The following is a 25,178-nucleotide window of genomic DNA, read 5'->3' as shown; positions in this document are numbered from 1 at the left end:
GGTCACCTTACTGCAGCTTGATCTCGACGTCGACTCCGGCGGCGATGTCGAGCTTGCCGAGCGCGTCGATGGTCTGCTGCGTCGGCTCGAGAATATCGAGCAGCCGTTTGTGCGTCCGAATCTCGTACTGGTCCCGGGATTTCTTGTCGACGTGCGGGGAGCGGTTCACCGTAAAGCGTTCGATGCGGGTGGGAAGAGGGATCGGCCCGGCGACCCTTCCGCCCGTCCGCTTGACCGTCTCGACGATTTCCCCCACCGACTGGTCCAGCACGCGGTGGTCGTATGCCTTGAGTCGAATCCTGATCTTCTCGTTCATACTTCCTTCTTCGCGTCGCCCTCGAACTTGGCGATGATCCCCTCGGCAACCGAAGACGGCACCGGCTCGTAATGGGAAAATTGCATCGTGTACGTCGCCCGCCCCTGCGTCATCGAGCGCAGGTCGGTGGCGTAGCCGAACATCTGCGCCAGCGGCACCCGCGCATCGATCGCCTGAGCGGCCGGGCGGCTCTCGAATCCCAGAACCTTGCCGCGCCGGGAATTGAGATCGCCGATCACCTCGCCCATGAATTCCTCCGGAACCACCACCTCGACCGACATGATCGGCTCGAGCAGAATCGGACTGGCCTTGCGGACCGCCTCCTTGAACGCGATGGAGCCGGCGATCTTGAAGGCGATTTCGGACGAATCGACCTCGTGATAGCTGCCGTCGAACAACGTCACCTTGATATCCACCATCGGATAACCGGCGAGCGGTCCCGATTCGGCTGCCTCACGCACCCCTTTCTCCACCGCCGGGATGTACTCGCGCGGGATCACCCCGCCTTTGATCGCGTCCACAAACTCGAAGCCGCTTCCCGGCTCCAGCGGCTCGACGGCGATCCAGACGTCGCCGTACTGGCCGCGACCGCCGGTCTGCCGGATGAACTTCCCCTGCTGCTCGACCTTCTTGCGGATCGTCTCCTTGTAGGCCACCTGCGGCCGGCCAACGTTAGCGCCGACGTTGAACTCACGCAACAGGCGATCGACGATGATCTCCAGGTGCAGCTCGCCCATCCCCGAGATGATCGTCTGTCCGGTCTCCTCGTCGGTGCGCACCCGGAACGAAGGGTCCTCGGTCGCGAGCTTCTGCAGCGAGAGCCCGAGCTTTTCCTGGTCGGCCTTGCTCTTCGGCTCGATGGCGATCGAGATCACGGGCTCGGGGAATTCGATGGACTCCAGGATGATCGGCTTGTTCTCATCGCACAGGGTGTCGCCGGTCGTCGTGGTCCTCAGACCGACCGCGGCGGCGATGTCGCCGGCGTAGACTTCCTTGATCTCTTCGCGCTTGTTGGCGTGCATCTTGAGGAGCCGGCCGATGCGCTCGCGCTTCCCTTTCGTCGAGTTGTAAACGCTCGACCCCGACTGCAGGGACCCGGAATAAACTCTGAAGAAGGTCAGCGTCCCGACGAAGGGATCGGTCATGATCTTGAACGCGAGCGCGGAGAACGGAGCATCGTCGCTCGCCGGCCGCTCGGCCGGCTTCTGCGAGCCGGGCTCCGTACCCTTGACCGGAGGAATATCCAGCGGCGAGGGCAGATAGTCCACGACCGCGTCGAGCAGCGGCTGCACGCCCTTGTTGCGGAACGCGCTGCCGCAAAGCACCGGCACGATCTTGAGCGAGAGCGTGGCGTTGCGGATCGCCGAGCGCAGCTCGGCCTCCTCGATCTCCTTGCCCTCGAGGTATTTCTCCATGATCCGCTCGTCGCAGTCGGCGACCGCCTCGACGAGCTTTTCGCGGTACTGGGCCGCCTGGGCCGCCATATCCTCGGAAACCGGCTCGAAGCGGAACCGGGCCCCCAGGCTCTCCTCCTCCCAGACCACCGCTCTCATCTTGACGAGATCGACGATCCCGACGAAGCGCTCCTCGGCCCCGATCGGCAGCTGGAGGGGCACCGGCCGCGCTCCGAGCCGATCCTCGATCATCTTGACGACGCGGAAAAAGTCCGCACCGAGCCGATCCATTTTGTTGACGAACGCGATGCGCGGCACGCGGTACTTGTCCGCCTGCCGCCACACGGTCTCCGTCTGCGGCTCGACACCGCCGACCGAGCAAAACACCCCGACCGCGCCGTCCAGCACCCTGAGAGACCGCTCGACCTCGATGGTGAAGTCCACGTGGCCGGGGGTATCGATGATGTTGATCCGGTGATCGCGCCAGAAACAGGTGGTCGCCGCCGACGTGATGGTGATGCCGCGCTCCTGCTCCTGGACCATCCAGTCCATGGTCGCGGTCCCTTCATGGACCTCGCCGAGCTTGTAGGTGATACCGGTGTAGTACAGGATGCGCTCGGTTGTGGTCGTCTTCCCGGCATCGATGTGCGCCATGATGCCGATGTTGCGAGTTCTTTCCAGTGGGACCGATCTGGCCATTATCCCTTATTGCCGAAAAAAGAGGAGGCGGTTCGACCGCCTCCCTTCCGATTCTCGATAGAGTCTTACTTACCAGCGATAGTGGGCAAAGGCCCGGTTGGCCTCTGCCATGCGATGGGTGTCTTCTTTTTTCTTGATCGCCGCGCCGCGATTATTGGCCGCGTCGATAAGCTCGGCGGCCAACCGCTCTTCCATGGATTTTTCCCCGCGCTCCCGTGCGGCCTCTCTCAGCCAACGCATGCTGAGGGAGATCCGACGCTGTGGTCGCACTTCGACCGGCACCTGGTACGTCGCACCGCCGACCCGCCGCGACCGCACCTCCACCATCGGACGTGCGTTCTCGACCGCCTTCTTGAAAATCCCCAGGGCTTCCTCTTTCGTCCGGCTGGCGACGATGTCCAGCGCGCGATAGAAAATCGACTCTGCCACGCTCTTCTTGCCCCGGGTCATGATCGTGTTGACGAATTTCGCCACCAGCTTGTCGCCGTACTTGGGGTCCGGCAGGACCTCCCGCTTCTTGACCTCTCCCTTGCGCGGCATGAAATCCCTTACTTCGGTTTTTTCGCCCCGTACTTCGACCGCCCCTGGCGCCTTTCCTGCACCCCGATCGAGTCCAGCGTTCCCCGGATGATGTGGTAACGCACCCCCGGCAGATCCTTGACGCGTCCGCCGCGGATCAGGACCACCGAATGCTCCTGGAGGTTATGACCTACCCCCGGAATGTAGGACGTCACCTCGATCCCGTTGGTCAACCGCACGCGCGCGACCTTGCGCAGCGCCGAATTGGGCTTCTTCGGCGTGGAGGTGTAGACGCGCGTGCACACGCCCCGCTTCTGGGGTGATCCCTGCAGCGCCGGCGCGGTGTTCTTGCGCTCCTGCTTGCGCCGGCTTTCTCTCACGAGCTGGTTGATGGTCGGCATAGCTCCGTTCGGTACGCCGCCGCGGATCTGCGATGCGGCCTGGATACTGGGAAACTCTTTTTTTTAACAAATCCCTCCGGTCATGTCAAAACCCCGATGCGCCAGCCGTTCACGCCTGCGCCGCCTCGGGCACCTCGCCGGGAAGGCCCTCGGGCTCTTCGACCTCGATTTCCACCTTCGTGTACTTCGGCACGCCGGTGCCGGCGGGAATAAGCCGCCCCATGATCACGTTTTCCTTCAAACCGGTCAGCAGATCCACCTTGCCGTGAATCGCCGCCTCGGTCAGCACCTTGGTCGTCTCCTGAAACGATGCCGCCGAGATGAAGCTCTCGGTCGACAAGGAGGCCTTGGTGATCCCGAGCAGCAGCGGCTCCGCGACCGCGGGCCTGCCGTTCTGTGCAATCACCCTCTGGTTCTCCTCCTCGAAGCGCCATTTCTCCACCTGGTCGCCGACGAGAAACTCGGTGTCGCCCACCTCCTTGATGCGCACGCGGCGCAGCATCTGGCGCACGATGACCTCGATGTGCTTGTCGTTGATCCGCACTCCCTGGAGCCGGTAGATTTCCTGGACCTCGTCGACCAGGTACTTCGCCAGCGCCTTCTCCCCGAGAATGGTGAGGATATCGTGCGGATTCGACGACCCGTCCATCAACGGCTCTCCGGCCCGCACGCGATCGCCTTCGTGGACGCTGATATGCTTCCCTTTCGGGATCAGGTACTCGCGCGGCTCGCCCACTTCGGGGGTGATGACCACCTTGCGCTTTCCCTTGGTGTCCTTGCCGAACGAGACGACGCCGTCGATCTCGCTGATCACGGCGAACTCCTTCGGCTTGCGTGCCTCGAACAGCTCCGCCACTCGAGGCAACCCGCCGGTGATATCCTTGGTCTTGGTGGTCTCGCGCGGAATCTTGGCCAGGACATCGCCCGGGAAGACCGTCTGGCCCTCCTGCACGTTGATGTGCGCCCCGACCGGCAGCAGGTAGCGGGCCTCCGAGGTCGGCGACAGCCGTGCGGTCTGTCCTTCGGCGTCCTTGATCGAGATCCGCGGCCGCTTGTCGACGTCTTTCGAGTCGATGATGACCTTGGTCGAGAGCCCCGTCCGCTCGTCGACCTTTTCCTCCATCGTCACCCCTTCGATCACGTCGCCGAACTTCACCACGCCGCCGACCTCCGTGAGGATCGGAATCGTGTACGGGTCCCACTCGGCGAGCAGCTCGCCGGCCTTGATCTTGTCGCCGTTCTTGCGCTTGAGTTTCGCGCCGTAGACCACGACGTAGCGCTCGCGCTCACGCTCGCGGCCCTTCTCGCCCTCGGGATAATCGACGATGGCGATCTCGCCGTTGCGGTTCATCACCACCAGGTCGCCGTCCTTGTTGGTGACGGTGTTGATATTGATGAACTTGACATAGCCCTCGTTGCGGGATTCCAGCGTGGTCTGCTCGGCCCGGCGGCTCGCGGTACCGCCGATGTGGAAGGTCCGCATCGTGAGCTGCGTCCCGGGCTCGCCGATGGACTGCGCGGCGATCACTCCGATCGCCTCGCCGAGGTTGACCATGTGACCCCGCCCCAGGTCGCGCCCGTAGCACATGATGCAGACGCCGCGTTTCGACTGGCAGGTGAGAACCGAGCGGATCTTGATCCGTTCCAGGCCGGCGTCCTCGATCCTCTGCACCAGCTCCTCGTCAATCTCCTGGTTCGCTCGTACGATGACCTCGCCGGTGAACGGATCCTTGACGTCCTCGAGCGCCACGCGGCCGAGCACGCGGTCGCCGAGCGGCTCGATGATCTCCCCGCCCTCCATCAGCGGCGTCATCTCGATGCCGTCCATCGTGCCGCAATCCTCCTCGGAGATGACCGAGTCCTGGGCGACGTCCACCAGCCGCCGGGTAAGGTAGCCCGAATTGGCGGTCTTCAACGCGGTATCGGCCAACCCCTTGCGGGCGCCGTGCGTGGAGATGAAGTACTGCAGCACGGTGAGACCTTCGCGGAAGTTGGCGGTGATCGGCGTCTCGATGATCTCGCCGGACGGCTTCGCCATGAGCCCGCGCATTCCCGCGAGTTGCCGGATCTGTTGCGCGCTGCCCCGCGCACCCGAGTCCGCCATCATGAAGATCGGGTTGAAGCTCGGAACCGTCACCTCGCGGCCGGAATCGTCGACGACCTTCTCCGAGCCGAGGTCGCGCAGCATCTCGTCGGCGATGCGATCGGTCACCTCGGCCCAGATGTCGACCACCTTGTTGTAGCGTTCGCCGTCGGTGATCAGGCCGTTCTTGTATTGCTCCTCGATTTCGCGGACGTCCTCGTGAGCGCGCTTGAGCAGCTGCTCCTTGCTCGGCGGGATCACCATGTCCTTGATGGCGATCGAGATACCAGCCTTGGTCGCGTATTGATAGCCGACGTCCTTGAGCCGGTCGGCCAGAATCACCGTCGCCTTGTTGCCGGCCAGTCGGTAGCTGACGTCGATCAGGTTCGCCAGCTCCTTTTTCTTCAGCACCCGGTTGACTTCCTTGAAGGGAATCTCCGGCGGCACGACCTCGTAGACCAGGACGCGCCCGACGGTGGTCTCCACGCGCTCGCCGTTGATGCGCACCCGGATCGGCGCCTGCAGGTCCACCTCGCCCTGATCGTAGGCCATCCGCACCTCGACGGGGCTCGCGAAGACGCGGCCGCTGCCTTTCGCGTGCATGCGCTCCCGGGTCATGTAGTAGAGCCCCAGCACGATGTCCTGCGTGGGGACGATGATCGGCTTGCCGTTCGCCGGCGAGAGAATGTTGTTGGTCGACATCATCAGCGCCCGGGCTTCCACCTGCGCTTCCACCGAGAGCGGCACGTGGACCGCCATCTGGTCGCCGTCGAAGTCGGCGTTGTAGGCCGCGCACACCAGAGGATGCAGCTGGATCGCCTTGCCCTCGATCAGGATCGGCTCGAAGGCCTGAATCCCGAGGCGGTGCAGGGTCGGAGCCCGGTTGAGCAGCACCGGATGCTCGCGGATCACCTCGTCGAGGATGTCCCAGACCTCCGGGCGCTCTTTTTCCACCATCTTCTTCGCGCTCTTGATGGTGGTCACGAAGCCGCGCTCCTCGAGCTTGTTGTAGATGAACGGCTTGAACAGCTCGAGCGCCATCTTCTTCGGAAGGCCGCACTGGTGCAGCCGCAGCTCGGGACCCACGACGATCACCGAGCGGCCGGAATAGTCGACCCGCTTGCCCAGCAGGTTTTGGCGGAAGCGCCCCGTCTTGCCCTTGAGCATGTCGCTGAGCGATTTGAGGGGCCGACGGTTCTGCCCCGTGATCGCCCGGCCGCGCCGGCCATTGTCGAACAACGCGTCGACCGCCTCCTGGAGCATCCGCTTTTCATTGCGGATGATCATGTCCGGAGCGTTGAGCTCCATCAGACGCTTGAGCCGGTTGTTGCGGTTGATCACGCGGCGGTAGAGGTCGTTCAGGTCGGACGTGGCGAACCGCCCGCCGTCGAGCGGCACGAGCGGCCGGAGATCGGGCGGGATCACCGGAATGACCTCCAGGACCATCCACTCGGGACGGTTGCCCGAATTCTTGAAGGCGTTGATCACCTTCAGGCGCTTGGCGATCTTCTTGCGCCGCACCTCGGAATTGGCCTCGCGCATCTCGACGCGCAGCTCTTCGGCCAGCTTGGCCACGTCCACCATCTTGAGCAGCTTGCGGATCGCCTCTGCCCCCATCTCGGCGGTGAACTTTCCGCCGTACTCTTCCATCGCCTTGCGGTAACGCGCCTCGGTGAGCAGCTCCTTGCACTGCAGCGGAGTTTCCCCGGGATCGATCACTATGTAGGACTCGAAGTAGAGCACTTTTTCGATGTCCTTGAGAGACATGTCGAGCAGGGCGCCGATCCGGCTCGGCAGGCTCTTGAGGAACCAGATGTGCACCACGGGCGTGGCCAGCTCGATGTGGCCCATGCGCTCGCGCCGCACCTTGGACTGGATCACCTCCACGCCGCACTTTTCGCAGACCACCCCGCGGTGGCGCATGCGCTTGTACTTGCCGCAGTTGCACTCGTAGTCCTTGGTCGGGCCGAAGATCTTGGCGCAGAACAGCCCGTCCCGTTCCGGCTTGAAGGTCCGGTAGTTGATGGTTTCCGGCTTCTTCACCTCGCCGTGCGACCACGAGCGGATTTTTTCCGGCGACGCGATCGACACCTTGATCGCGTTGAAGCTCAGCGGATTCTTGGGTTTCTCGAACAGATTGAAAAGATCTTCCATACAGGCTTCCCTCCGGGCAGCGTTGCGGCCTTTCGGTTCCCCTATTTCTCCTCGATCAGCTCGACGTCCAGGCCAAGGCTCTGGAGCTCCTTGACCATGACGTTGAACGACTCGGGCAAGCCGGGCTCAAGCAGGTTTTCGCCTTTGACGATCGCCTCGTACATCCGGGTCCGGCCCACGACGTCGTCCGACTTGACCGTCAGCATCTCCTGCAGAGTGTAGGCGGCCCCGTACGCCTCGAGCGCCCACACCTCCATCTCTCCCAGCCGCTGACCGCCGAACTGCGCCTTGCCGCCGAGCGGCTGCTGCGTTACGAGCGAATACGGCCCGGTCGAGCGGGCGTGGATCTTGTCGTCGACGAGATGGTGCAGCTTCATGATGTACATGACGCCCACCGTGACCTTGCCGTCGAACGGCTCGCCGGTACGGCCGTCGTAGAGTGTGACCTGCCCCGTCGCCGGCAGCCCGGCCTTGCGCAGCAGGTTGAAGATCTCCTCTTCCGTCGCTCCGTCGAACACCGGCGACGCCAGTCGGATGCCGTCCCGGTATTTCTCCGCGAGCTTGAGGATGTCGGCCTCCTTGGCGCCGTCGATCAGCTCGGAGGCTTCTTTGTTATTGAGGTACTCCTTGAGCCGCCGGCGCAGGGTATCCATCTCGGCGTTGTGGCGGCGCAACAGCTCGTCGATCTGATGCCCCAGGCTCCGGGCGGCCCAGCCGAGGTGGGCTTCCAGGATCTGCCCGACGTTCATCCGGGAGGGCACCCCGAGCGGGTTGAGCACTACGTCGACCGGCGTGCCGTCCTCCAGATAGGGCATGTCCTCCTCCGGCAGGATGCGCGAGATCACCCCCTTGTTGCCGTGGCGACCGGCCATCTTGTCGCCGACCTGCAGCTTGCGCTTGATCGCGACGAAGACCTTGACCATCTTGATCACGCCCGGCGGCAGCTCGTCGCCGCCCTTGAGCTTCTCGATCTTGCTCTCGAACTGGTCCTTGATGAGCTTGACCTGAGCCGCGGTGCTCTCGACGATCCGGCTCAGCTCGGCCTCCACCGAGTCGTTGTCCACGCGAATGTCGCCCCAGTAGGCCATCGACAGCTGGTCGAGATCCTCCTCGGTGATCTCCTTGCCCTTGTTGAGGAGAACCTTGCGGCTGTCGTCGCTGATGCGCACCGCCAGCCGCCGGCCGACCAGCAGCTTCTTCATGCGCCGCAGCGCTCCCTCCTGCAGGATGCGAATCTCGTCGTGCTGGTCCTTGCGCAGTCGCGCGATCTCCTCCTCCTCGATCGCTTTGCTGCGCTCGTCCTTGGCCAGGCCCTTGCGCGAGAAGATCCGCACGTTGATGACCGTGCCCTCCACGCCCGGCGGGACGCGCAGCGAGGTGTCGCGCACCTCGCCCGCCTTCTCACCGAAGATGGCGCGCAGCAGTTTTTCCTCCGGCGAAAGCTGGGTTTCGCCCTTGGGAGTGATCTTTCCGACCAGAATGTCCCCGGGCTTCACTTCCGCGCCGATCCGGATGATGCCGCTGTCGTCGAGGTCGGTGAGCGCCTCGTCGCCGACGTTGGGGATGTCGCGGGTGATCTCTTCGGGCCCGAGCTTGGTGTCACGCGAAACGCATTCGAACTCCTCGATGTGGATCGAGGTGTAGATATCCTCCTTGACGACACGCTCGCTGATGAGGATGGAATCCTCGAAGTTGTAGCCGCCCCACGGCATGAGCGCCACCAGCACGTTGCGTCCGAGCGCCAGCTCGCCCATCTCCGTGGAAGGGCCGTCCGCGATGACGTCGCCCGCCTTCACCTGATCCCCCACCACCACGATCGGCCGCTGGTTGATGCAGGTGTTCTGGTTCGACCGCTGGTACTTGACCAGGTTGTAGATGTCCACGCCCGTGTCGCGCGGACCGGACGGACGGTCCGCCTTGACCACGATGCGCGTGGAATCGACGCTCTCGACCACGCCGTCGCGCCTGGCGACCACGGTCACGCCGGAGTCGCGCGCAACGGTCTTTTCCATGCCGGTGCCGACCAGCGGCGCTTCGGCCCTGAGCAGCGGGACCGCCTGTCGCTGCATGTTCGATCCCATGAGGGCGCGGTTGGCGTCGTCGTTTTCCAGGAACGGGATCAGGGACGCGGCGACGCTTACGAGCTGGTTCGGCGACACGTCCATGAAGTCGACCTCTTCCGGGCGCGCCATCACGAACTCGCCCCCCTTGCGCGCCGAAACGAGGTCGACGGTGAAGGCCCCGCGGCTGTCGATCGGCGCGTTCGCCTGCGCGATCACGTGGTCTTCCTCTTCGAGCGCCGAGAGGTAGCGGATACGATCGGTCACGCGGCCGTTCTCGACTTCGCGGTAGGGCGTCTCGATAAACCCGAACTCGTTGACGCGCGCGTAGGTCGTGAGCGACGCGATCAAGCCGATGTTCGGTCCTTCCGGCGTCTCGATGGGGCAGACGCGGCCGTAGTGGGTTGGGTGGACGTCGCGCACCTCGAAGCCGGCGCGCTCGCGGGTCAGTCCGCCCGGACCCAGCGCCGAGAGCCGCCGCTTGTGGGTGATCTCGGAGAGCGGATTGGTCTGGTCCATGAACTGCGACAGCTGGCTCGAGCCGAAGAACTCCTTGAGCGCGGCGGAGACGGGCTTGTAGTTGATCAGCTCCTGCGGCATCAGGGTCTCGATGTCCTGCAGGCTCATCTTTTCCTTGATCGCCCGCTCCATGCGCACCAGACCGACCCGGAAATGGTTTTCCACCAGCTCACCCACCGCGCGAACCCTGCGGTTCCCGAGGTGGTCGATGTCGTCCACGCTCCCGTTCCCGTTCTTGAGCTCCATCAGGTAGCGGACGACCTCGAGAATGTCTTCCTTGCGCAACGTCCCCTGCTCGAGGGGCACGTTGAGCTTCAGCCGGTGATTGAGCTTCAGCCGCCCCACCTTCGAGAGATCGTAACGATCGGGATTGAAAAACAGGTTATGGAAGAAGTTTGTCGCGGATTCCACGGTCGGCGGATCGCCCGGCCGCAGCCGGCGGTAGATTTCGAGAATCGCCTCCTGCGGGGAGTGGATGCGGTCCTGCAGCAGCGTGTTGTGAAGGTAGGGCCCGACGCTCGATTCCTCGATGAACAGCACCTCGATCTGGTGAATGCCCCGCTCGCGGATCAGATCGAGCTTTTCCTGCGTGATCGACTGGTTGCACTCGACCAGAACCTCTTTGGTTTGCGGGTCGACGATGTTGTGCGCGGCCACCCGTCCGAGAATGTCTTCCCATTCGATCGGCACTTGCCGGATCTTCGCCGCCTCCATCTGTCGCAGAACCGGCCGGGTGAACTTCTTACCCTCCCTGGCGATGATTTCGTTGGTCTTGGGGTCCCGGATGTCGGCAGCGATCTTCGCACCCGCCAGGTGGTTGGGATTGAAGACCAGCGCCGGCCGGCGTCCGTCGAACACGATCGTATCGGTTTTGTAGTAATAGTTGAGCAGGTCCTCCGTGGTCATCCCCAGCGCGCGCAGCAGCACGGTGGCGTGGAACTTGCGGCGCCGGTCGATCCGCACGTAGAGGATGTCCCGGGGATCGAATTCGAGATCCACCCAGGAGCCCCGGTACGGAATGATCCGCGCGGAATAGAGCAGCTTGCCGCTGGCGTGCGTCTTGCCCTTGTCGTGCTCGAAAAACACTCCGGGCGAGCGATGCAGCTGGCTGACGATCACCCGCTCGGTTCCGTTCACCATGAACGTGCCGTTCTTGGTCATCAGCGGGATCTCGCCGAAGTAAACCTCCTGCTCCTTCACGTTCTTGATGCTGCGCGACCCGGTTTGAGGATCGACGTCCCAGAGCACCAACTGCACCGTCACCTTCAACGGCGCCGCGTAGGTCATGCCCCGCTGATGGCATTCCTCGACGTCGTACTTCGGTTCGCCCAGACTGTAGCTGACGAACTCCAGGCTCGCGGTCTCGTTGAAGTCCTTGATCGGGAAGACCGATTTGAAGACCTCCTGCAGGCCGATGTTCTGGCGCTGGGCGGGGGGAACGTCTTTCTGCAAGAACAGCTCGTAGGAGTTTTTCTGGATTTCGATCAGATAAGGGAGATCGATAATCTTCTTGATTCGTCCGAAACTACGCCGAAAACGTAGGTTGTTGGCCACTTGAAATGCCATGCTCGCTCCTCTTCAGCTGAACGCCGTTACCGAAACCCCGTCGTCCGCCCGCGCCATCCCCTACTTGATCTCGACCTTGGCTCCCTGCTCCTCCAGCTTTTTCTTGATGGTTTCGGCCTCGGCCTTGGAAACCCCTTCCTTGACCGGTTTCGGCGCCCCGTCCACCAGGTCCTTGGCCTCCTTGAGGCCGAGCCCCGTGAGCTCGCGGACGACCTTGATCACCTGGATTTTCTTCTCCCCGGCGTCGGTCAGAATCACGTTAAACTCGGTCTTCTCCTCTGCCGGCGCCGCCGCCGGTCCGGCCGCGGCGGCCACCGCAACCGGGGCCGCCGCGCTCACCCCCAGCTCTTCCTCCAGCTCTTTCACGAGCGCGGCCGCGTCCATCAGCGTCATGTTCTTGATGAAGTCCTTGACTTGCTCTCTCGATACCTCGGCCATAAGATGTGGTCCCCCTTTGTGTTATTCCACTTGCTTTGTCTAGGATTCGGTCCTGCTCTTGCGCACGCTCTCCAGCAATCGCACCACCCGCGCTCCAGGCTCCTGAAGGAGCCGGACGAGCCGCGTCGCCGGCGCCTGGATAAGCGCCAGCAGCTTGGCCTGCAGCTCGGGCTTGCTCGGCATCTGAGCCAGGAGCTTCACCTTGGCAGGGTCCATCACCTGGCCTTCGAACATCGCCCCTTTGATCGTGAGCTTCTCGTGAGCCTCCGCGAACTTGACGAGAGCCTTGGACAGCGCCACGGGATCCTCATAGGCGAACACCCAACCATTGGGCCCCTGAAGCAAACCCTCCAGCGCGACGAAATCGGTTTGCTTGAGCGCCCGGCGCACCAGCGTGTTCTTGATCACCTGGTACTCGCCCGCAGCCTCGCGGATCTCGCGGCGCAACCTCGTCATCTGGGCCACCGTCAGCCCCCGGTACTCGGTTGCGATCGCCATCTTCGCGGCCTTGAACTTCCGATGCACCGCCGCCACCGTTGCCGCCTTTGCGCGATGGCTGGCTCGCTCCGTTTGCGCTTCCGTCATGCTCGTCTCCCTGCCCCCGCTCAAGAAACCTCTGGCGCCCTCACGCCGCCATCGTGCGGACCTGCGAAAGGTCGATCTTGACGCCCGGACCCATCGTGGTTGCCACCGTCACCCCGCGCACGTAGTTTCCCTTGGCCGACGCCGGCTTCGCCCTCAGGATCGAAGCCAGAACTGCCTTTGCGTTGTCGATCAACTGCTCGGCGGAAAACGACGCTTTGCCGATCGGCACGTGGACGTTGCCCGCCTTGTCGACGCGGAATTCCAGCTTGCCCGCCTTGATTTCCCGGACCGCCTTGCCGATCTCCATCGTGACCGTGCCGGTCCTGGGATTCGGCATCAGCCCTCGCGGGCCCAAGATCTTCCCGATCCGGCCCACCGCTCCCATCATGTCCGGCGTGGCGACCGCCTTGTCGAAGTCGAGCCACCCCTCGCTGATCTTCTTGATGAGATCGTCGCTGCCAACGAAATCGGCGCCCGCCTCCCGGGCTTCTTTTTCCTTCTCCCCTTTGGCGAAGGCCAGAACCCGCACCGGTTTTCCCATCCCGTGGGGCAGGTTGACGGTGCCTCGAATGTTTTGGTCCGCCTGCCGGGGATCCACGCCGAGGCGCACCGCCATCTCCACCGTTTCGTCGAATTTGGCCCGTGCGATCTCCTTGACCAGCTTCAATGCTTCTTCCAGCGCATAGCGCCGGGTGCGATCGACCTTCGCCAGGGCCGCCCGATAACCTTTTCCGCTCCCGCTCATGGCGTTTCCCTAGTTCCCCCTACCCCTCGATTTCCAGGCCCAGGCTCCGCGCGGTCCCCTCGACCGATCGCTCGGCCGCGGCAAGGTCCTTTGCGGTCAGGTCCTTCATCTTGAGTTCCGCGATCTGCCGGATTTGAGCTCGCGTGACCCTGCCGACCGTTTTCTTTCCCGGCTCGGCGGAGCCCTTCTCGACACCGGCGGCCTTCTTCAAGAGCACCGAGGCGGGCGGCGTCTTAGTGACGAACGTGAAAGAGCGATCGGCGTAGACCGTGACGATTACCGGAATGATCATGCCCTGCTGCGACTGCGTCGCTGCGTTGAAGGCCTTGCAAAACTCCATGATGTTGACGCCGCGCTGGCCCAGCGCCGGCCCCACGGGAGGGCTGGGGTTGGCTTGGCCCGCCGGAATCTGCAGCTTGATTTCCCCGATTACCTTCTTGGCCATTTCCGTCCCCTGACTCTAATTGCGCTCCACCTGCACGAATTCCAGCTCCACCGGCGTCGCCCGGCCGAAAATGCTGATCAACACCCGCAGCTTTCCCTTATCGGGCCGCACTTCCTCGACCACCCCGTTGAAGTCCGCGAACGGCCCGTCGATCACCTTCACGTTCTCTCCGACCGAAAAGAGCACTCTCGGCTTCGGCTTGATCGCTCCTTCCTCCATCTGCTGGGTGATCGCCCGGACCTCCTCGTCGCTCACCGGCGGCGGATTCGTGCTCCCGCCGACGAAGCCAGTCACCTTGGGCGTCTCCTTGACCACGTGCCAGGTCTCGTCGTTCAGCTCCATCTGTACGAGGATGTACCCCGGGAAAAATTTCCGGGAAGAAGTTTTTTTCTTTCCCTTGACCAGCTCCACCACCTTTTCCACCGGGACCAGGATCTCGCCGAAATAATCCTGCTTGCCCAAAGCCTTGATCCGTTCTTCGAGAGCCGCCTTCGCTTTCTGCTCGTAGCCGGAGAAGGTGTGGACGATGTACCATTGCTTCGCCATAGGGAAGTCCCCCGCGAGGTTCAATCGATCAGGGACTGGATTGCCTTGGTCAGGCCGAAGTCGATGATCGCCAGATAGATCGACACCAGCACCACGACAATGATGACCACGGCGGTCGCCGCATAGGTTTCCTTGCGCGAAGGCCAGTGAACCTTCTTGAGCTCCTGCCAGGACTCTTCGAAAAACTCGAGCGTACGCCGAACGCCATCCTGGACCCTTTGAATCCAATCCCCCATGAGGCTCCAATGAACAAATGGCGGGTCAGGCAGGATTCGAACCTGCAACAACCGGATTTGGAGTCCGGTGCTCTAGCCAATTGGAGCTACTGACCCCGACGCCTTTCCTAAACCTTGACCTCGCGGTGCAGGGTATGGGCCCGGCAAAAAGGACAGAATTTCTTTAAAGCCAGCTTTTCCGTGGTTCGTTTTCTGTTCTTGGTCGTCGTATAATTCTTCCGCTTGCACTGATCGCAGGCGAAGCCAATCAGCTCGCGCATGGTCGCAACCCCCTTCCCGAGCTATTCGAGAATCTTGGTGACGACGCCCGCACCGACCGTCCGCCCACCCTCGCGGATCGCGAACTTCAGACCCTCTTCCATCGCCACGGGAGTGATGAGCTGGATCTCCACATTGACGTTGTCCCCCGGCATGACCATCTCGGTGCCTTCCGGCAGCTTGACGACGCCGGTCACATCGGTGGTCCGGAAATAGAACTGCGGCCGGTAGCCGTTGAAGAACGGCGTGTGCCGCCCTCCCTCCTCCTTGGTCAGCACGTAGGCCTCGGCGTTGAACCTTGTATGCGGCGTAACGCTGCCGGGCTTGGCCAGCACCTGACCTCGCTCGACATCTTCACGCTTCGTGCCGCGCAGGAGCACTCCGATGTTGTCGCCGGCCTGGCCCTCGTCGAGCAGCTTGCGGAACATCTCGATGCCGGTGGCGACCGTCTTCTGGGTTTCACGGAAGCCGACGATCTCGATTTCGTCGCCGACCCGGATGATGCCGCGCTCGACCCGGCCCGTGACTACCGTGCCGCGACCGCTGATCGTGAAGACGTCCTCGACGGGCATCAGGAACGGCTTGTCGATGTCGCGCACCGGTTCCTTGATGTACGTGTCCACCGCCTCCATAAGCTTGAGGATCGCTCCTTCTCCCATCTCGGAGGTATCACCCTCCAGGGCCTTCAGCGCGCTCCCGACCACGACCGGAACCTCGTCGCCCGGAAATTTGTACTTCGAGAGCAGCTCGCGGACCTCCAGCTCGACGAGGTCCAGGAGCTCCTTGTCGTCGACCATGTCCGCTTTGTTGAGGAAGACGACGATCGCGGGGACGCCGACCTGCCGGGCCAGGAGGATGTGCTCGCGGGTCTGCGGCATCGGGCCGTCCGCCGCAGAGACGACCAGAATGGCGCCGTCCATTTGCGCCGCGCCGGTGATCATGTTCTTGACATAGTCCGCGTGCCCGGGGCAGTCGACGTGCGCGTAGTGGCGGCGGTCGGTCTCGTATTCCACGTGCGCGATATTGATCGTGACGCCGCGTTCCCGCTCTTCGGGCGCCTTGTCGATCTGGTCGTACGGCAGGAACTTGGCCTTGCCCTGCTTCTCCAGCACCTTGGTGATGGCCGCCGTCAAAGTGGTCTTGCCGTGGTCGACGTGACCGATCGTGCCGATGTTCAGGTGCGGCTTCTTGCGCTCAAATTTCTGCTTGCTCATCGTCGCTTCCTCCTAATTTGTTCGACAGCCCGTGCTTCGGCTTCCGGCGCCCGGATTCGTCGCAAAATGTCGATTACGCAAAGCCCAGGAGCGGGATTGAACCGCCGACCTCGTCCTTACCAAGGACGTGCTCTACCGACTGAGCTACCTGGGCACAGTCCCGATGGCTTGCAGCGGATAGCCGGCCCCGGCCGCCGGCGGCCGCCAACCGTTCGCTGCCCGCCATCGTCCAAACACGTTTGGAGCGGGAAACGGGACTCGAACCCGCGACCCCGAGCTTGGAAGGCTCGCGCTCTACCAACTGAGCTATTCCCGCAAATGGTGGAGAGGGAAGGATTCGAACCTTCGAAGGCATAGCCGGCAGATTTACAGTCTGCTCCCTTTGGCCACTCGGGAACCTCTCCCTTGCCCTGTTTACGACCCCTTCACGGATACCCGGCCGCCTTGCCTCTTGATCCCCGACCGCGGGTCTCGCTTGGAGCTGGCGATAGGACTTGAACCTACAACCTGCTGATTACAAATCAGCTGCTCTGCCGTTGAGCTACGCCAGCCCAACCTGCCAAGGACCCAGCCGCCCGACGAAAAGAGACTCGTTCGTCCACCCCCGGGGTCGTGATGGGAATGACCTTAAGATTTGATCAACAGCTCGTAAGTTTTTAGTGAATCCTATGCCTACACGGCAAAAGACGGCAGGGGGACACTCCCCTGTAGTAAACGATTATTTAAAGCACCTCGGAACGGTTATGTCAACAGGCGAGCCTCGTCAAACCGTGCTCCACCTCTCCCACCGAAGCACCTATTATCCCGTACCCCCGGCCTTGTCAACCTCCGCCTGGCGCAGCAGCTCGTACAGAAAGACCCCGCCCGCGACGCTGACGTTGAGCGACTGCAGTTTGCCTCGCATAGGGAGCGAAACCCGAAAATCGCATTCCCGGCTGACGAGCGGCCTGATGCCTTTGCCCTCGCTCCCAAGCACGATCCCGAGCCTTTCCGGGTAACTCCGCCCGTAGGCGCTGTCTGGAGCAGCCGGGTCGAGCCCCACGATCCACAAACCCGCCTCCTTCAATTCGGCCAGGGCACGGCGCAGGTTCGTGACCCGGCAGATCCTGAGGTAGCTGACCGCGCCTGCCGACGCCTTCACAACGGCGGGTGTTACCCCGACCGAGCGGTCCCTGGGGATCACGACGTCCCGGATGCCCACGGCCTCAGCGGTGCGCAGGAGGGCGCCGAAATTCCGTGGGTCCGTGATTCCGTCGAGGACCAGCACCCAACACCGGCCGGTGGAAGCCGCGAGCTCCCGGATAAGCTCTGGAAATTCCGCGTAAACATAAGCAGCCACCCGGGCCAACACCCCTTGGTGGCTCCGTCCGCCGGCCAAGCCGTCGAGCGCGCCCTGCGGCAGGGTCCTCACGGTCACCCCGGAATCTCGCGCTTGTGCCACGATCGCGCGCAATGCCGGCCGGCGTACACCCTCGCCGACGATGATCTCCACGATATCCCCCGGCGCCGCCCTGAGCTTTTCCATAACGGGGTTCACCCCCGAGATCAGAGTTTCCCGCCCGACCGTCACGCTGGCGCTCCTCTCCGATTTCGCCGGATTGAATTTACAAAAGCCGGGACAACCGATACCATGGGGAGTCGTGAAAAGGACTACGCTCGCGCGTTATCTGATCTCCGAGATCCTGCCAGTTTTCCTTTTCGGCCTGCTGGCATTCACGTCGATCCTGCTGGTCGCCAGAGTTTTGAAGCTCATCGAGCTGGTCGTGAACCGCGGCGTTTCGCTCACGCAGATCGGCACGCTCTTCGCCTATATCTTTCCCACATTCCTCGAGCTCACGGTGCCCATGGCCTTTCTGCTGTCGGTCCTGGTCGGGCTCGGCCGGCTGGCGGCCGACCATGAGATCCTCGCCCTTAAGGCCTCGGGCGTAAGCCCGGCACAGATCTTCTGGCCGGTGGCCTGGCTCGGGCTGCTCATCGCCGTTATCACCCTGCTGCTCACCACGCTGGCACGCCCGACCGCAAACGCCGCCCTCAAGAAGGAACTCTATAATATCGCCAAGAGCCGGGTGGGAACCGCCCTCAAGGAAAAAGTCTTCAACGACGACTTTCCCCATATCCTCATCTACGTCGAAGAAGTGATCCCTCCGGGAAACACCGCGCAGGGAATTCTCATCGTCGATAAGCGCGACAAATTGAAGGATTCCGTCATTCTCGGAAAGGTCGCGCTGATCACGACCGACGAGTCCAGCAACACCTTCGGGCTGAAGCTGTTCGACGGCTCGATCTACGAGCGCGACAAGAAGCGCGCGGGTTTCAGCCAGACCCGCTTCAACATTTACGATTTCAAGCTTGACCTGGACGAGCTCGTGGGGCCGGTGCAGAAGAAGGATGCGGGACCCAAGGAGATGTCGCTCGGAGAGCTGCTCGGCGCCATTCGGGAGAAGCGAGAAGCCGGCTCGCAAGCGATCGCCGAGCGCATGGAGCTGCACCAGCGGTTCTCGTTCGCCTTCGTGCCCCTCATTTTCGCCTTGCTCGGGGTCTCGCTGACATTGCTGCCGCGGAGCTGGCGTACCAGCCGCTCTTGGGGTTTTACGCTTTCCCTGTTCTGGCTTCTGCTCTATTACGGGCTGCTTTCCCTGGGCAAGGCCTTCGGCGAAAAAGGCCTGGTCCACCCGGCCGTCTCGCTGTGGTTTCCGAATTTCGTCGTGAGCCTGATCGCGCTTCATTTGTTCTACAAGGCCCTGCGGGAATCGCCGCTGTTTCTGCCGGCCCGGGTGGAGGACGGATGGTCGGCGGTCGTCTACAGGCTCGCCCGGATGGCGGGGAGGAGCTGAGCATGGCCGCCAACCACCGCATCCGTTTTCTGCCCCTGGGAAGCGTTCTGGACCGCTACATCGCCCGCGGCTTCATCGCAATCTTCTTCGCCAGCCTCGCCGTGGTGACCTCGCTGTTCGTGGTCGTTGAGTTTTTCGACCGGACCGGGACGTTTATCGACGCCGGCGTTTCGCTGATGACCGCCATCCGCTACCTGCTCTACAAGGTACCGCTGTCGATCTCTCGGGTCATCGGCTTCGCGACGCTCTTTTCCACCTTGTTCTGCCTCGGCACGTTGGCGCGCAGCCACGAAATCACCGCGATGCGCGCCGGCGGGCTCACGGTCCAGAGGATCGCGCTGCCGCTCCTGCTGCTCTCCCTGGTGATCTGCGGCGTTACGTTTCTCTGGAACGAGGCGCTGGTTCCCGTCTTCACCCACCGGGCGCAGACGATTTACAAGACCCATATCAAGAACAAGCTGCCCCAGAGCCTCTTCGGGACGCGCGACATCTGGATCCGGAGCGAAAACAGCTTCATCAACGTCGACCGGTTCGACACCCGCCGCGTCTCGCTCGAAGGGATCACCGTCTTCACGCTCAACCGCGACTTCAGCCTCAAGAACCTCATCGAGATACCGGCGGCCGAATGGGACGGGCGGCAGTGGAAGACGCGCGAGGGCGTCCGCTGGAGCTTTCTGCCGGACGGGAAGATGTCGAGCGAAAAGATTCTTGCCGCCCCGCAGATTTCCGAAACGCCGGACGACCTGAAGCTGCTCGCTCGCGACGCGGAGGAGTTCACGTTCTTCGATCTGCAAAAGCACATCGCCGAAATGAAGAGCAAGGGAATCGACGCCACGGTCTATGAGGTGGACCTCCAGGTCAAGCTCGCGATCCCCTTCATCTCCCCGCTGATGGTCCTGCTGGCGACGCCGTTCGCGCTCAAGCGCCGCATCGGCGCCGGGATGGCGTTGAGCTTCGGCACCGCCATGGTGATCGCCTTCGGCTACTGGGTGCTTTCCGCTTTTTGCTTCTCGCTCGGGCATAGCGGGACCCTGGCGCCGTGGGCGGCGGCCTGGATTCCCAACTTGATCTTCGCCATGATCGGACTGTTCTTCTTTACCGCCGAGGAATGAAAAGAACCTAGGGCACCAATGCGGCCCCTCCGAGCCCTTCCGCTTCCGGCCACCCGCACATCAGGTTCATGTTCTGGATCGCCTGGCCGGCGGCTCCCTTGACGAGGTTGTCGATAGCGGTGATCACCACGAGTGTTTCGGTCCGCGGGTCGTAGCGGAGCCCGACCGCGCAGTCATTGGTCCCGCGAACTTCCTTGGTTTCCGGAAAGCGGGCCTCGTGGACTCGCACGAAAGGCTCGTCGCGGTAATGGTCGCGGTAGAGGTCGAGCAGCTGCTCGGCGGTGGGTTTTTTCTTCAAGCGGACGTAGATCGTCGACAGGATTCCCCGGTTGATCGGTAGCAGGTGCGGCGCAAAGAGCACCGAAACCGGGCGGCCGGCGATTTCCCCCAGTTCCTGCTCCATCTCGGGCGTGTGACGGTGAGCGGCGACGTTATAGGCCTTGAAATTGTCGTGCACCTCGCCGAACGACAGCTCCACGGCGGCGCTCCGTCCGGCGCCGGTAACGCCCGATTTCGCGTCGACCACGACGCCGCCCTCGACCATTTTTTCCGCAAAAAGCGGAGCCAGGCCGAGCACCGCGCCGGTCGGATAACACCCGGGATTGGCGACCAACGTCGCCCCTGCGATTCTCTTTCGGTGGATCTCGGGCAACCCGTAGACCGCCTTCTTCAGCAGTCCGGGAGCCTTATGCTCGCCGTACCACTTCCGGTAGCACTCCGGGTCGTGAAGGCGAAAGTCGGCGCTGAGATCGATGACGCGCAGCCGGCGGCGAACCAGCTCGGCGACCACGACCATCGACGCCGCGTGCGGCAACGCGGCGAACGCGAGATCGGCGCGCTCCGCCACCTTTTCCGGCGCGATCTCCTCGAGCGTCAGGTCGCATTTTCCCGCGAGCGACGGATAGATGTCGCTCAGCTTCCTGCCGGCGTATTGCTGAGAGGTGAGCAGGGTGATCCGAACGCGCGGGTGGCCCAGAAGCAGGCGGACCAGCTCGACGCCGGCATAGCCGGTGGCTCCGAGAACCGCGACACGTGCGCTTTTCGAGTCGGCGGCGGGCTTGGGCAATGATCTAGCGCTTGGAGTACTGTGGCCGTTTACGCGCTTTATGGTGTCCGTATTTCTTTCTCTCGACGGCACGCGGGTCCCGCGTGACGAACCCGGCCTTCTTCAGGGGGCCGCGCAGTTCCGGATTGAACTGCATGAGGGCACGCGTAATACCGTGGCGGATCGCTCCCGCCTGCCCGGAGATCCCGCCGCCTTTGACGTTCACCGAGATATCGAAGCTCCCGGCGGTCTGGGTCACCTCGAAAGGCTGGAGCACGACCATACGCGCCGTCTCGCGACCGAAATACCGCTCCAACGGTTGATCGTTCACCTCGATCGTCCCCTTGCCGGGTCGAAGAAAAACGCGAGCCACGGAGGTTTTTCGCCTGCCGGTCGCCATGATTACCTTTTCGGCCATCTTGTTTCCGCTCCTATAACTCGAGTGGCAGAGGCTGAGGTCTCTGGGCGTCGTGAGGATGCTCCGGCCCGGCGTAGACCTTGAGCTTGGTCGCAAGCTTTCGTCCCAGCCGGTTCTTCGGCAACATGCCCTTTATGGCGAGTCGCACCAGCTCTTCGGGCTTCTCTTCGAGCATTTTCGCCGCGGTTCGGGCGCGAATCCCGCCGGGGTACTCGGTATGGCGGTAATAGATCTTGTCCGACATCTTCCTGCCGGTGAGCTTCACCTCGCGCGCGTTTACGACGATTACGAAATCGCCGACGTCCGCGTTCGGAGCAAAAACCGGTTTGTTCTTGCCGCGCAGCACCTTGGCGATCTCGCTGGCCATGCGGCCCAGGATCTTGCCGCGCGCGTCGACGACGTACCACTGCCGCTGCGCCGCCGCTGCTTCCGTCTTCATTGCCCTGTCTTCTCCCGCGACGATGTTTCCTGTTGCTTGCTGCAAAAAAAATGGTGGGGCCGACGAGACTCGAACTCGCGACCTCCGGCGTGACAGGCCGGCGTTCTAACCGACTGAACTACGACCCCGTCCCTTTCAACCCGCGATGGTGGGCGGTACAGGACTTGAACCTGTGACCCCCGGCTTGTAAGGCCGATGCTCTCCCGCTGAGCTAACCGCCCTATCGGCCGATCCCAATGAGCTCCACGCGCTGGAATCCATCCGCCAGCTTTCGCAACCGCAGCCCTCCCGGGCGGCCGGCGAAAAATGATCAGCTGAGGGATTCCTTCAGCGTTTTGCCGGCCTTGAACTTGGCGGCTCGAGAAGGAGCAATCTCGATAGATTCTCCGGTCTTCGGATTCCTTCCGGTCCGCCCCTTGCGCTGTGAGACCGAAAACGTCCCGAAACCGGAGATGTTTACTTTTTCGCCCTTTTTGAGCGCGGCTACGACATCGTCAAACAAGCCGTTGACGATATCCTCCGCCTGTTGCCGGGGAATCGCGGTTCGTCGGGCGATCGAATCGATCAGGTCCGCCTTTGTCATGTCCCAGCGCTCTCCTCCGGCGCCAAGAAACGGAGCTACGGGTTTATAGCAGCCGCACCCCGGGCTGTCAAACAAACGAAGGCTTTACTGCGGCAGGATCTCGGGCCCCGGGGTATCCTCCACCTTCTCCTCCTGGCCGAACGGAGGCGATTCTTCTTTCGATTCAACCGACAGCGCCGGCCGCTTGAAGAGACTGTCCGGATCTTCCATGAACAGGGCCTTCTTGAGCACGTCGTCCATGTGCGCGACGAGCTCGAGCTCCACGGTCTTGAGAACCGTAGCCGGGATCTCCTCGATGTCCTTCTCGTTCTCCGCGGGAATCAAGACTTTTTTGATCCCCGCCCGGTGCGCCGCCAGGATCTTTTCCTTGAGGCCACCGATCGGCAGCACCGCTCCCCGCAGCGTGATCTCCCCGGTCATCGCCAGGTCGTTGCGCACCGGGATCTTCATCAAAGCGGAGACCAGCGAGGTTGCCATCGTGATCCCGGCAGAGGGTCCGTCCTTCGGGATCGCACCCTCCGGAACATGGATGTGCACGTCGATCTTCTGGTAAAAGTCACGCTCCAATCCCAGATCCGTCGCCCGAGACCGGACGTAGCTCATCGCCGCCTGAGCCGACTCCTGCATCACGTCGCCCAGCTTGCCGGTGATGATGAGCTGGCCCTTGCCCGGCATGATCGTCACCTCGGTCGCGAGCAGCTCGCCGCCCAGCTCCGTCCAGGCCAGGCCGGTGGTCACGCCGATCTTCTGCTCCGCCTCGGCCTTCCCGTACCGGTACTTGATCGGGCCCAGGAATTTGTGGAGGCTCTTGCTCCCGACCTGGACGTGCGCGTTGCGGTCCTTCTTGACGACCTCGACCGCCACTTTGCGGCAGATGGCCGCGATTTCGCGCTCGAGATTTCTCACCCCCGCCTCCTTGGTATAGTGGCGGATCAGGCTCAGCAGCGCGTTGTCGGTGAAGCTCACGTTCTCAGGCTTGAGACCGTTGGCCTCCTGCTGCTTGGCGAGCAGGTAGCGTTTCGCGATGCTCAGCTTCTCGAGCTCCGTGTACCCCGCGATCCGGATGATCTCCATCCGGTCCTGCAGCGGCCGGGGGATACGGTCGAGCGTGTTCGCGGTCGTGATGAACATGACCTTGGACAGATCGTAGTCGAGGTCGAGGTAGTGGTCGTTGAACGTCGTGTTCTGCTCCGGGTCCAGCACCTCCAGCAGCGCCGACGACGGGTCGCCCCGGAAATCCGTCGACATCTTGTCGATCTCGTCCATGAGAAAGACCGGGTTGCTGGATCCGGCTTTCTTCATGGATTGGATGATCTTCCCCGGAAGCGCTCCGATATAGGTCCGCCGGTGACCGCGGATTTCCGCCTCGTCGCGCACGCCGCCGAGCGAGACGCGCACGAACTTGCGCCCCGTGGCGCGGGCGATCGACCGCCCCAGCGATGTCTTGCCGACCCCCGGCGGGCCGACCAGGCAGAGAATCGGGCCCTTGATCTTCCCGACCAGGCTCTGAACGGCCAGGTACTCGAGGATCCGCTCCTTCACCTTCTCCAGCCCGTAATGGTCTTCTTCCAGAACCCGCTCGGCCTCGTTGATGTCCAGCTTGTCGTCGGTGAACTCGTTCCACGGCAGGCTGAGAATCCAGTCGATGTAGTTCCGGACGACCGTCGCCTCCGCCGACATCGGCGACATCATCTTGAGCTTCTTGAGCTCCTTTTCCACCTTCTCGCGCGCTTCCGCCGAAAGCTTCTTCTCCTTCAGTTTCTCCTCGATCTCCTGGATTTCGTTCTTGAACTCGTCCTTCTCTCCGAGCTCTTTCTGGATCGCCCGCATCTGCTCGTTCAGGTAGTACTCTTTCTGCGAGCGCTCCATCTGCTTCTTCACGCGCGAGCGGATGCGCCGCTCGACCTCGAGGATCTCGATCTCGGCGCGCATATGTCCGAGAACCTTTTCCAGGCGCTCCGCGGTGTTAAAGGTCTCCAGCAGATTCTGCCGGTCCTCGAGCTTGATCCCGAGGTGAGCGACGATGGTGTCCGCCAGGCGTCCTGGATCGTCGATCGCCGACACCGACATCACCATCTCGGGCGGGATCTTCTTCTTCAGCTTGACGTAGTTCTCGAAGGTCGAGTGCACCTCGCGGATCAGCGCCTCGACTTCGCTGTTGCGCTCCACGATCTCCTCCGCCGGCTCCACTTCCACCAGGAAGAAATCGGGATGGCTGAGGAACCGCACGATCTGCGCGCGGCGCTTACCCTCGATCAGCACTTTCACCGTGCCGTCGGGAAGCTTCAGCATTTGCACGACGGTCCCCAGCGTACCGACCCGGTAGATGTCCTCCTCGGTCGGCTCGTTGGTCTTGGCGTCCTTCTGGGAAGACAGAAAGATCAAGGACTGCTTCTGGGTGGCCTCTTCGAGCGCCTTGATCGAGCGCTGCCGTCCCACGAACAGCGGCACGACCATGTGCGGAAACACGATAATGTCCCTCAGCGGGAGCAACGGAGCCCGCATCACGCCGCCCGATTCGCGCTCCTTGTCGTCTTTCTTGTCGTTGCGGAACAACATGGCTCTGTCT

22 protein-coding genes and 7 tRNA genes are annotated in these 25,178 nt (G+C 62.7%); 2 read left to right on the top strand and 27 right to left on the bottom strand.

Annotation, left to right across the window (positions count from 1 at the left end; genetic code table 11):
* Positions 1-7: 7 nt before the first annotated feature.
* The 20 genes from rpsJ to rlmB form a co-directional block, all read right to left on the bottom strand.
* Positions 8-316: a 30S ribosomal protein S10 gene (gene rpsJ / locus VNN77_06480; protein HXG51030.1), complete on the bottom strand. Its 309-nt coding sequence runs from the start codon at positions 314-316 to the stop codon at positions 8-10.
* Positions 313-2,409, bottom strand: a complete 2,097-nt coding sequence (gene fusA / locus VNN77_06475) for an elongation factor G (GenBank protein ID HXG51029.1) — start codon at positions 2,407-2,409, stop codon at positions 313-315. Before fusA ends, rpsJ begins: the two co-directional genes overlap by 4 nt.
* Before the next feature lie 69 nt (positions 2,410-2,478).
* Positions 2,479-2,949 carry a 30S ribosomal protein S7 gene (gene rpsG / locus VNN77_06470; protein ID HXG51028.1) on the bottom strand — a complete coding sequence of 157 codons (471 nt, stop codon included), beginning with the start codon at positions 2,947-2,949 and terminating at the stop codon, positions 2,479-2,481.
* Positions 2,950-2,957: 8 nt separating this feature from the next.
* A complete protein-coding gene (gene rpsL / locus VNN77_06465) occupies positions 2,958-3,329 on the bottom strand; it encodes a 30S ribosomal protein S12 (GenBank protein ID HXG51027.1) in 372 nt (123 codons plus the stop codon).
* 109 nt (positions 3,330-3,438) lie between these two features.
* Positions 3,439-7,566 carry a DNA-directed RNA polymerase subunit beta' gene (gene rpoC, locus VNN77_06460; protein HXG51026.1) on the bottom strand — a complete coding sequence of 1,376 codons (4,128 nt, stop codon included), beginning with the start codon at positions 7,564-7,566 and terminating at the stop codon, positions 3,439-3,441.
* A 41-nt stretch (positions 7,567-7,607) separates the two neighbouring features.
* Positions 7,608-11,711 carry a DNA-directed RNA polymerase subunit beta gene (gene rpoB / locus VNN77_06455; GenBank protein HXG51025.1) on the bottom strand — a complete coding sequence of 1,368 codons (4,104 nt, stop codon included), beginning with the start codon at positions 11,709-11,711 and terminating at the stop codon, positions 7,608-7,610.
* Positions 11,712-11,771: 60 nt separating this feature from the next.
* Positions 11,772-12,149 carry a 50S ribosomal protein L7/L12 gene (gene rplL / locus VNN77_06450; GenBank protein ID HXG51024.1) on the bottom strand — a complete coding sequence of 126 codons (378 nt, stop codon included), beginning with the start codon at positions 12,147-12,149 and terminating at the stop codon, positions 11,772-11,774.
* Between the two features lie 39 nt (positions 12,150-12,188).
* A complete protein-coding gene (gene rplJ, locus VNN77_06445) occupies positions 12,189-12,734 on the bottom strand; it encodes a 50S ribosomal protein L10 (protein ID HXG51023.1) in 546 nt (181 codons plus the stop codon).
* Positions 12,735-12,774: 40 nt separating this feature from the next.
* Positions 12,775-13,479 carry a 50S ribosomal protein L1 gene (gene rplA, locus VNN77_06440; protein HXG51022.1) on the bottom strand — a complete coding sequence of 235 codons (705 nt, stop codon included), beginning with the start codon at positions 13,477-13,479 and terminating at the stop codon, positions 12,775-12,777.
* 19 nt (positions 13,480-13,498) lie between these two features.
* Positions 13,499-13,924 (bottom strand): 50S ribosomal protein L11, encoded by a 426-nt coding sequence (gene rplK / locus VNN77_06435; GenBank protein HXG51021.1) that lies wholly within the window; start codon positions 13,922-13,924, stop codon positions 13,499-13,501.
* A 15-nt stretch (positions 13,925-13,939) separates the two neighbouring features.
* Positions 13,940-14,470, bottom strand: a complete 531-nt coding sequence (nusG, locus tag VNN77_06430; GenBank protein ID HXG51020.1) for a transcription termination/antitermination protein NusG — start codon at positions 14,468-14,470, stop codon at positions 13,940-13,942.
* Between the two features lie 20 nt (positions 14,471-14,490).
* Complete coding sequence (gene secE / locus VNN77_06425) at positions 14,491-14,706, bottom strand: preprotein translocase subunit SecE (protein HXG51019.1); 216 nt, start codon at positions 14,704-14,706, stop codon at positions 14,491-14,493.
* A gap of 18 nt (positions 14,707-14,724) precedes the next feature.
* Positions 14,725-14,802, bottom strand: a tRNA-Trp gene (locus VNN77_06420).
* Positions 14,803-14,813: 11 nt separating this feature from the next.
* Positions 14,814-14,966 (bottom strand): 50S ribosomal protein L33, encoded by a 153-nt coding sequence (gene rpmG, locus VNN77_06415; GenBank protein ID HXG51018.1) that lies wholly within the window; start codon positions 14,964-14,966, stop codon positions 14,814-14,816.
* A gap of 21 nt (positions 14,967-14,987) precedes the next feature.
* A complete protein-coding gene (gene tuf, locus VNN77_06410; GenBank protein ID HXG51017.1) occupies positions 14,988-16,178 on the bottom strand; it encodes an elongation factor Tu in 1,191 nt (396 codons plus the stop codon).
* Between the two features lie 81 nt (positions 16,179-16,259).
* Positions 16,260-16,332: transfer RNA gene (locus tag VNN77_06405), tRNA-Thr, on the bottom strand.
* Positions 16,333-16,418: 86 nt separating this feature from the next.
* Positions 16,419-16,494 (bottom strand) — tRNA-Gly (locus VNN77_06400).
* Between the two features lie 3 nt (positions 16,495-16,497).
* A tRNA-Tyr gene (locus tag VNN77_06395) sits at positions 16,498-16,582 on the bottom strand.
* 72 nt (positions 16,583-16,654) lie between these two features.
* Positions 16,655-16,729, bottom strand: a tRNA-Thr gene (locus VNN77_06390).
* 248 nt (positions 16,730-16,977) lie between these two features.
* Positions 16,978-17,748, bottom strand: coding sequence for a 23S rRNA (guanosine(2251)-2'-O)-methyltransferase RlmB (gene rlmB, locus VNN77_06385; protein HXG51016.1), 771 nt, complete (start codon positions 17,746-17,748; stop codon positions 16,978-16,980).
* Positions 17,749-17,818: 70 nt separating this feature from the next.
* On the opposite strand from rlmB, the gene lptF reads away from it, so the two are divergent.
* Both lptF and lptG read left to right on the top strand, forming a co-directional pair.
* Positions 17,819-19,012 carry an LPS export ABC transporter permease LptF gene (gene lptF / locus VNN77_06380; protein ID HXG51015.1) on the top strand — a complete coding sequence of 398 codons (1,194 nt, stop codon included), beginning with the start codon at positions 17,819-17,821 and terminating at the stop codon, positions 19,010-19,012.
* 2 nt (positions 19,013-19,014) lie between these two features.
* Positions 19,015-20,124: an LPS export ABC transporter permease LptG gene (lptG, locus tag VNN77_06375; protein ID HXG51014.1), complete on the top strand. Its 1,110-nt coding sequence runs from the start codon at positions 19,015-19,017 to the stop codon at positions 20,122-20,124.
* A gap of 7 nt (positions 20,125-20,131) precedes the next feature.
* On the opposite strand, the gene argC is transcribed toward lptG, so the two are convergent.
* The 7 genes from argC to lon form a co-directional block, all read right to left on the bottom strand.
* Positions 20,132-21,190, bottom strand: a complete 1,059-nt coding sequence (argC, locus tag VNN77_06370) for an N-acetyl-gamma-glutamyl-phosphate reductase (protein HXG51013.1) — start codon at positions 21,188-21,190, stop codon at positions 20,132-20,134.
* A gap of 4 nt (positions 21,191-21,194) precedes the next feature.
* Positions 21,195-21,587: a 30S ribosomal protein S9 gene (gene rpsI / locus VNN77_06365; protein HXG51012.1), complete on the bottom strand. Its 393-nt coding sequence runs from the start codon at positions 21,585-21,587 to the stop codon at positions 21,195-21,197.
* A gap of 13 nt (positions 21,588-21,600) precedes the next feature.
* Positions 21,601-22,026 carry a 50S ribosomal protein L13 gene (rplM, locus tag VNN77_06360; GenBank protein ID HXG51011.1) on the bottom strand — a complete coding sequence of 142 codons (426 nt, stop codon included), beginning with the start codon at positions 22,024-22,026 and terminating at the stop codon, positions 21,601-21,603.
* A gap of 51 nt (positions 22,027-22,077) precedes the next feature.
* Positions 22,078-22,154: transfer RNA gene (locus tag VNN77_06355), tRNA-Asp, on the bottom strand.
* An 18-nt stretch (positions 22,155-22,172) separates the two neighbouring features.
* Positions 22,173-22,247: transfer RNA gene (locus VNN77_06350), tRNA-Val, on the bottom strand.
* A gap of 89 nt (positions 22,248-22,336) precedes the next feature.
* The gene (locus tag VNN77_06345) at positions 22,337-22,609 is read right to left on the bottom strand and encodes an HU family DNA-binding protein (protein HXG51010.1); all 273 of its coding nucleotides are present in this window, start codon (positions 22,607-22,609) and stop codon (positions 22,337-22,339) included.
* A gap of 84 nt (positions 22,610-22,693) precedes the next feature.
* On the bottom strand, positions 22,694-25,168 hold the full coding sequence (lon, locus tag VNN77_06340) for an endopeptidase La (GenBank protein ID HXG51009.1): 2,475 nt from the start codon (positions 25,166-25,168) through the stop codon (positions 22,694-22,696).
* Positions 25,169-25,178: the final 10 nt, after the last annotated feature.

The organism is Candidatus Zixiibacteriota bacterium (assembly GCA_035574315.1).
Classification (GTDB): domain Bacteria; phylum Desulfobacterota; class Binatia; order UBA9968; family UBA9968; genus DATLYW01.
The sequence above is the reverse complement of the archived record's forward strand: the minus strand, read 5'-3'. Positions and strand labels throughout refer to the sequence as shown.

Excerpts from the sequence above, each read along its gene's own strand:
- rpsJ (HXG51030.1), bottom strand. The coding sequence starts at position 316 with ATGAACGAGAAGATCAGGATTCGACTCAAGGCATACGACCACCGCGTG.
- fusA (HXG51029.1), bottom strand. The coding sequence starts at position 2,409 with ATGGCCAGATCGGTCCCACTGGAAAGAACTCGCAACATCGGCATCATG.
- rpsG (HXG51028.1), bottom strand. The coding sequence starts at position 2,949 with ATGCCGCGCAAGGGAGAGGTCAAGAAGCGGGAGGTCCTGCCGGACCCC.
- rpsL (HXG51027.1), bottom strand. The coding sequence starts at position 3,329 with ATGCCGACCATCAACCAGCTCGTGAGAGAAAGCCGGCGCAAGCAGGAG.
- rpoC (HXG51026.1), bottom strand. The coding sequence starts at position 7,566 with ATGGAAGATCTTTTCAATCTGTTCGAGAAACCCAAGAATCCGCTGAGC.
- rpoB (HXG51025.1), bottom strand. The coding sequence starts at position 11,711 with ATGGCATTTCAAGTGGCCAACAACCTACGTTTTCGGCGTAGTTTCGGA.
- rplL (HXG51024.1), bottom strand. The coding sequence starts at position 12,149 with ATGGCCGAGGTATCGAGAGAGCAAGTCAAGGACTTCATCAAGAACATG.
- rplJ (HXG51023.1), bottom strand. The coding sequence starts at position 12,734 with ATGACGGAAGCGCAAACGGAGCGAGCCAGCCATCGCGCAAAGGCGGCA.
- rplA (HXG51022.1), bottom strand. The coding sequence starts at position 13,479 with ATGAGCGGGAGCGGAAAAGGTTATCGGGCGGCCCTGGCGAAGGTCGAT.
- rplK (HXG51021.1), bottom strand. The coding sequence starts at position 13,924 with ATGGCCAAGAAGGTAATCGGGGAAATCAAGCTGCAGATTCCGGCGGGC.
- nusG (HXG51020.1), bottom strand. The coding sequence starts at position 14,470 with ATGGCGAAGCAATGGTACATCGTCCACACCTTCTCCGGCTACGAGCAG.
- secE (HXG51019.1), bottom strand. The coding sequence starts at position 14,706 with ATGGGGGATTGGATTCAAAGGGTCCAGGATGGCGTTCGGCGTACGCTC.
- rpmG (HXG51018.1), bottom strand. The coding sequence starts at position 14,966 with ATGCGCGAGCTGATTGGCTTCGCCTGCGATCAGTGCAAGCGGAAGAAT.
- tuf (HXG51017.1), bottom strand. The coding sequence starts at position 16,178 with ATGAGCAAGCAGAAATTTGAGCGCAAGAAGCCGCACCTGAACATCGGC.
- lptG (HXG51014.1), top strand. The coding sequence starts at position 19,015 with ATGGCCGCCAACCACCGCATCCGTTTTCTGCCCCTGGGAAGCGTTCTG.
- rpsI (HXG51012.1), bottom strand. The coding sequence starts at position 21,587 with ATGGCCGAAAAGGTAATCATGGCGACCGGCAGGCGAAAAACCTCCGTG.
- rplM (HXG51011.1), bottom strand. The coding sequence starts at position 22,026 with ATGAAGACGGAAGCAGCGGCGGCGCAGCGGCAGTGGTACGTCGTCGAC.
- VNN77_06345 (HXG51010.1), bottom strand. The coding sequence starts at position 22,609 with ATGACAAAGGCGGACCTGATCGATTCGATCGCCCGACGAACCGCGATT.
- lon (HXG51009.1), bottom strand. The coding sequence starts at position 25,168 with ATGTTGTTCCGCAACGACAAGAAAGACGACAAGGAGCGCGAATCGGGC.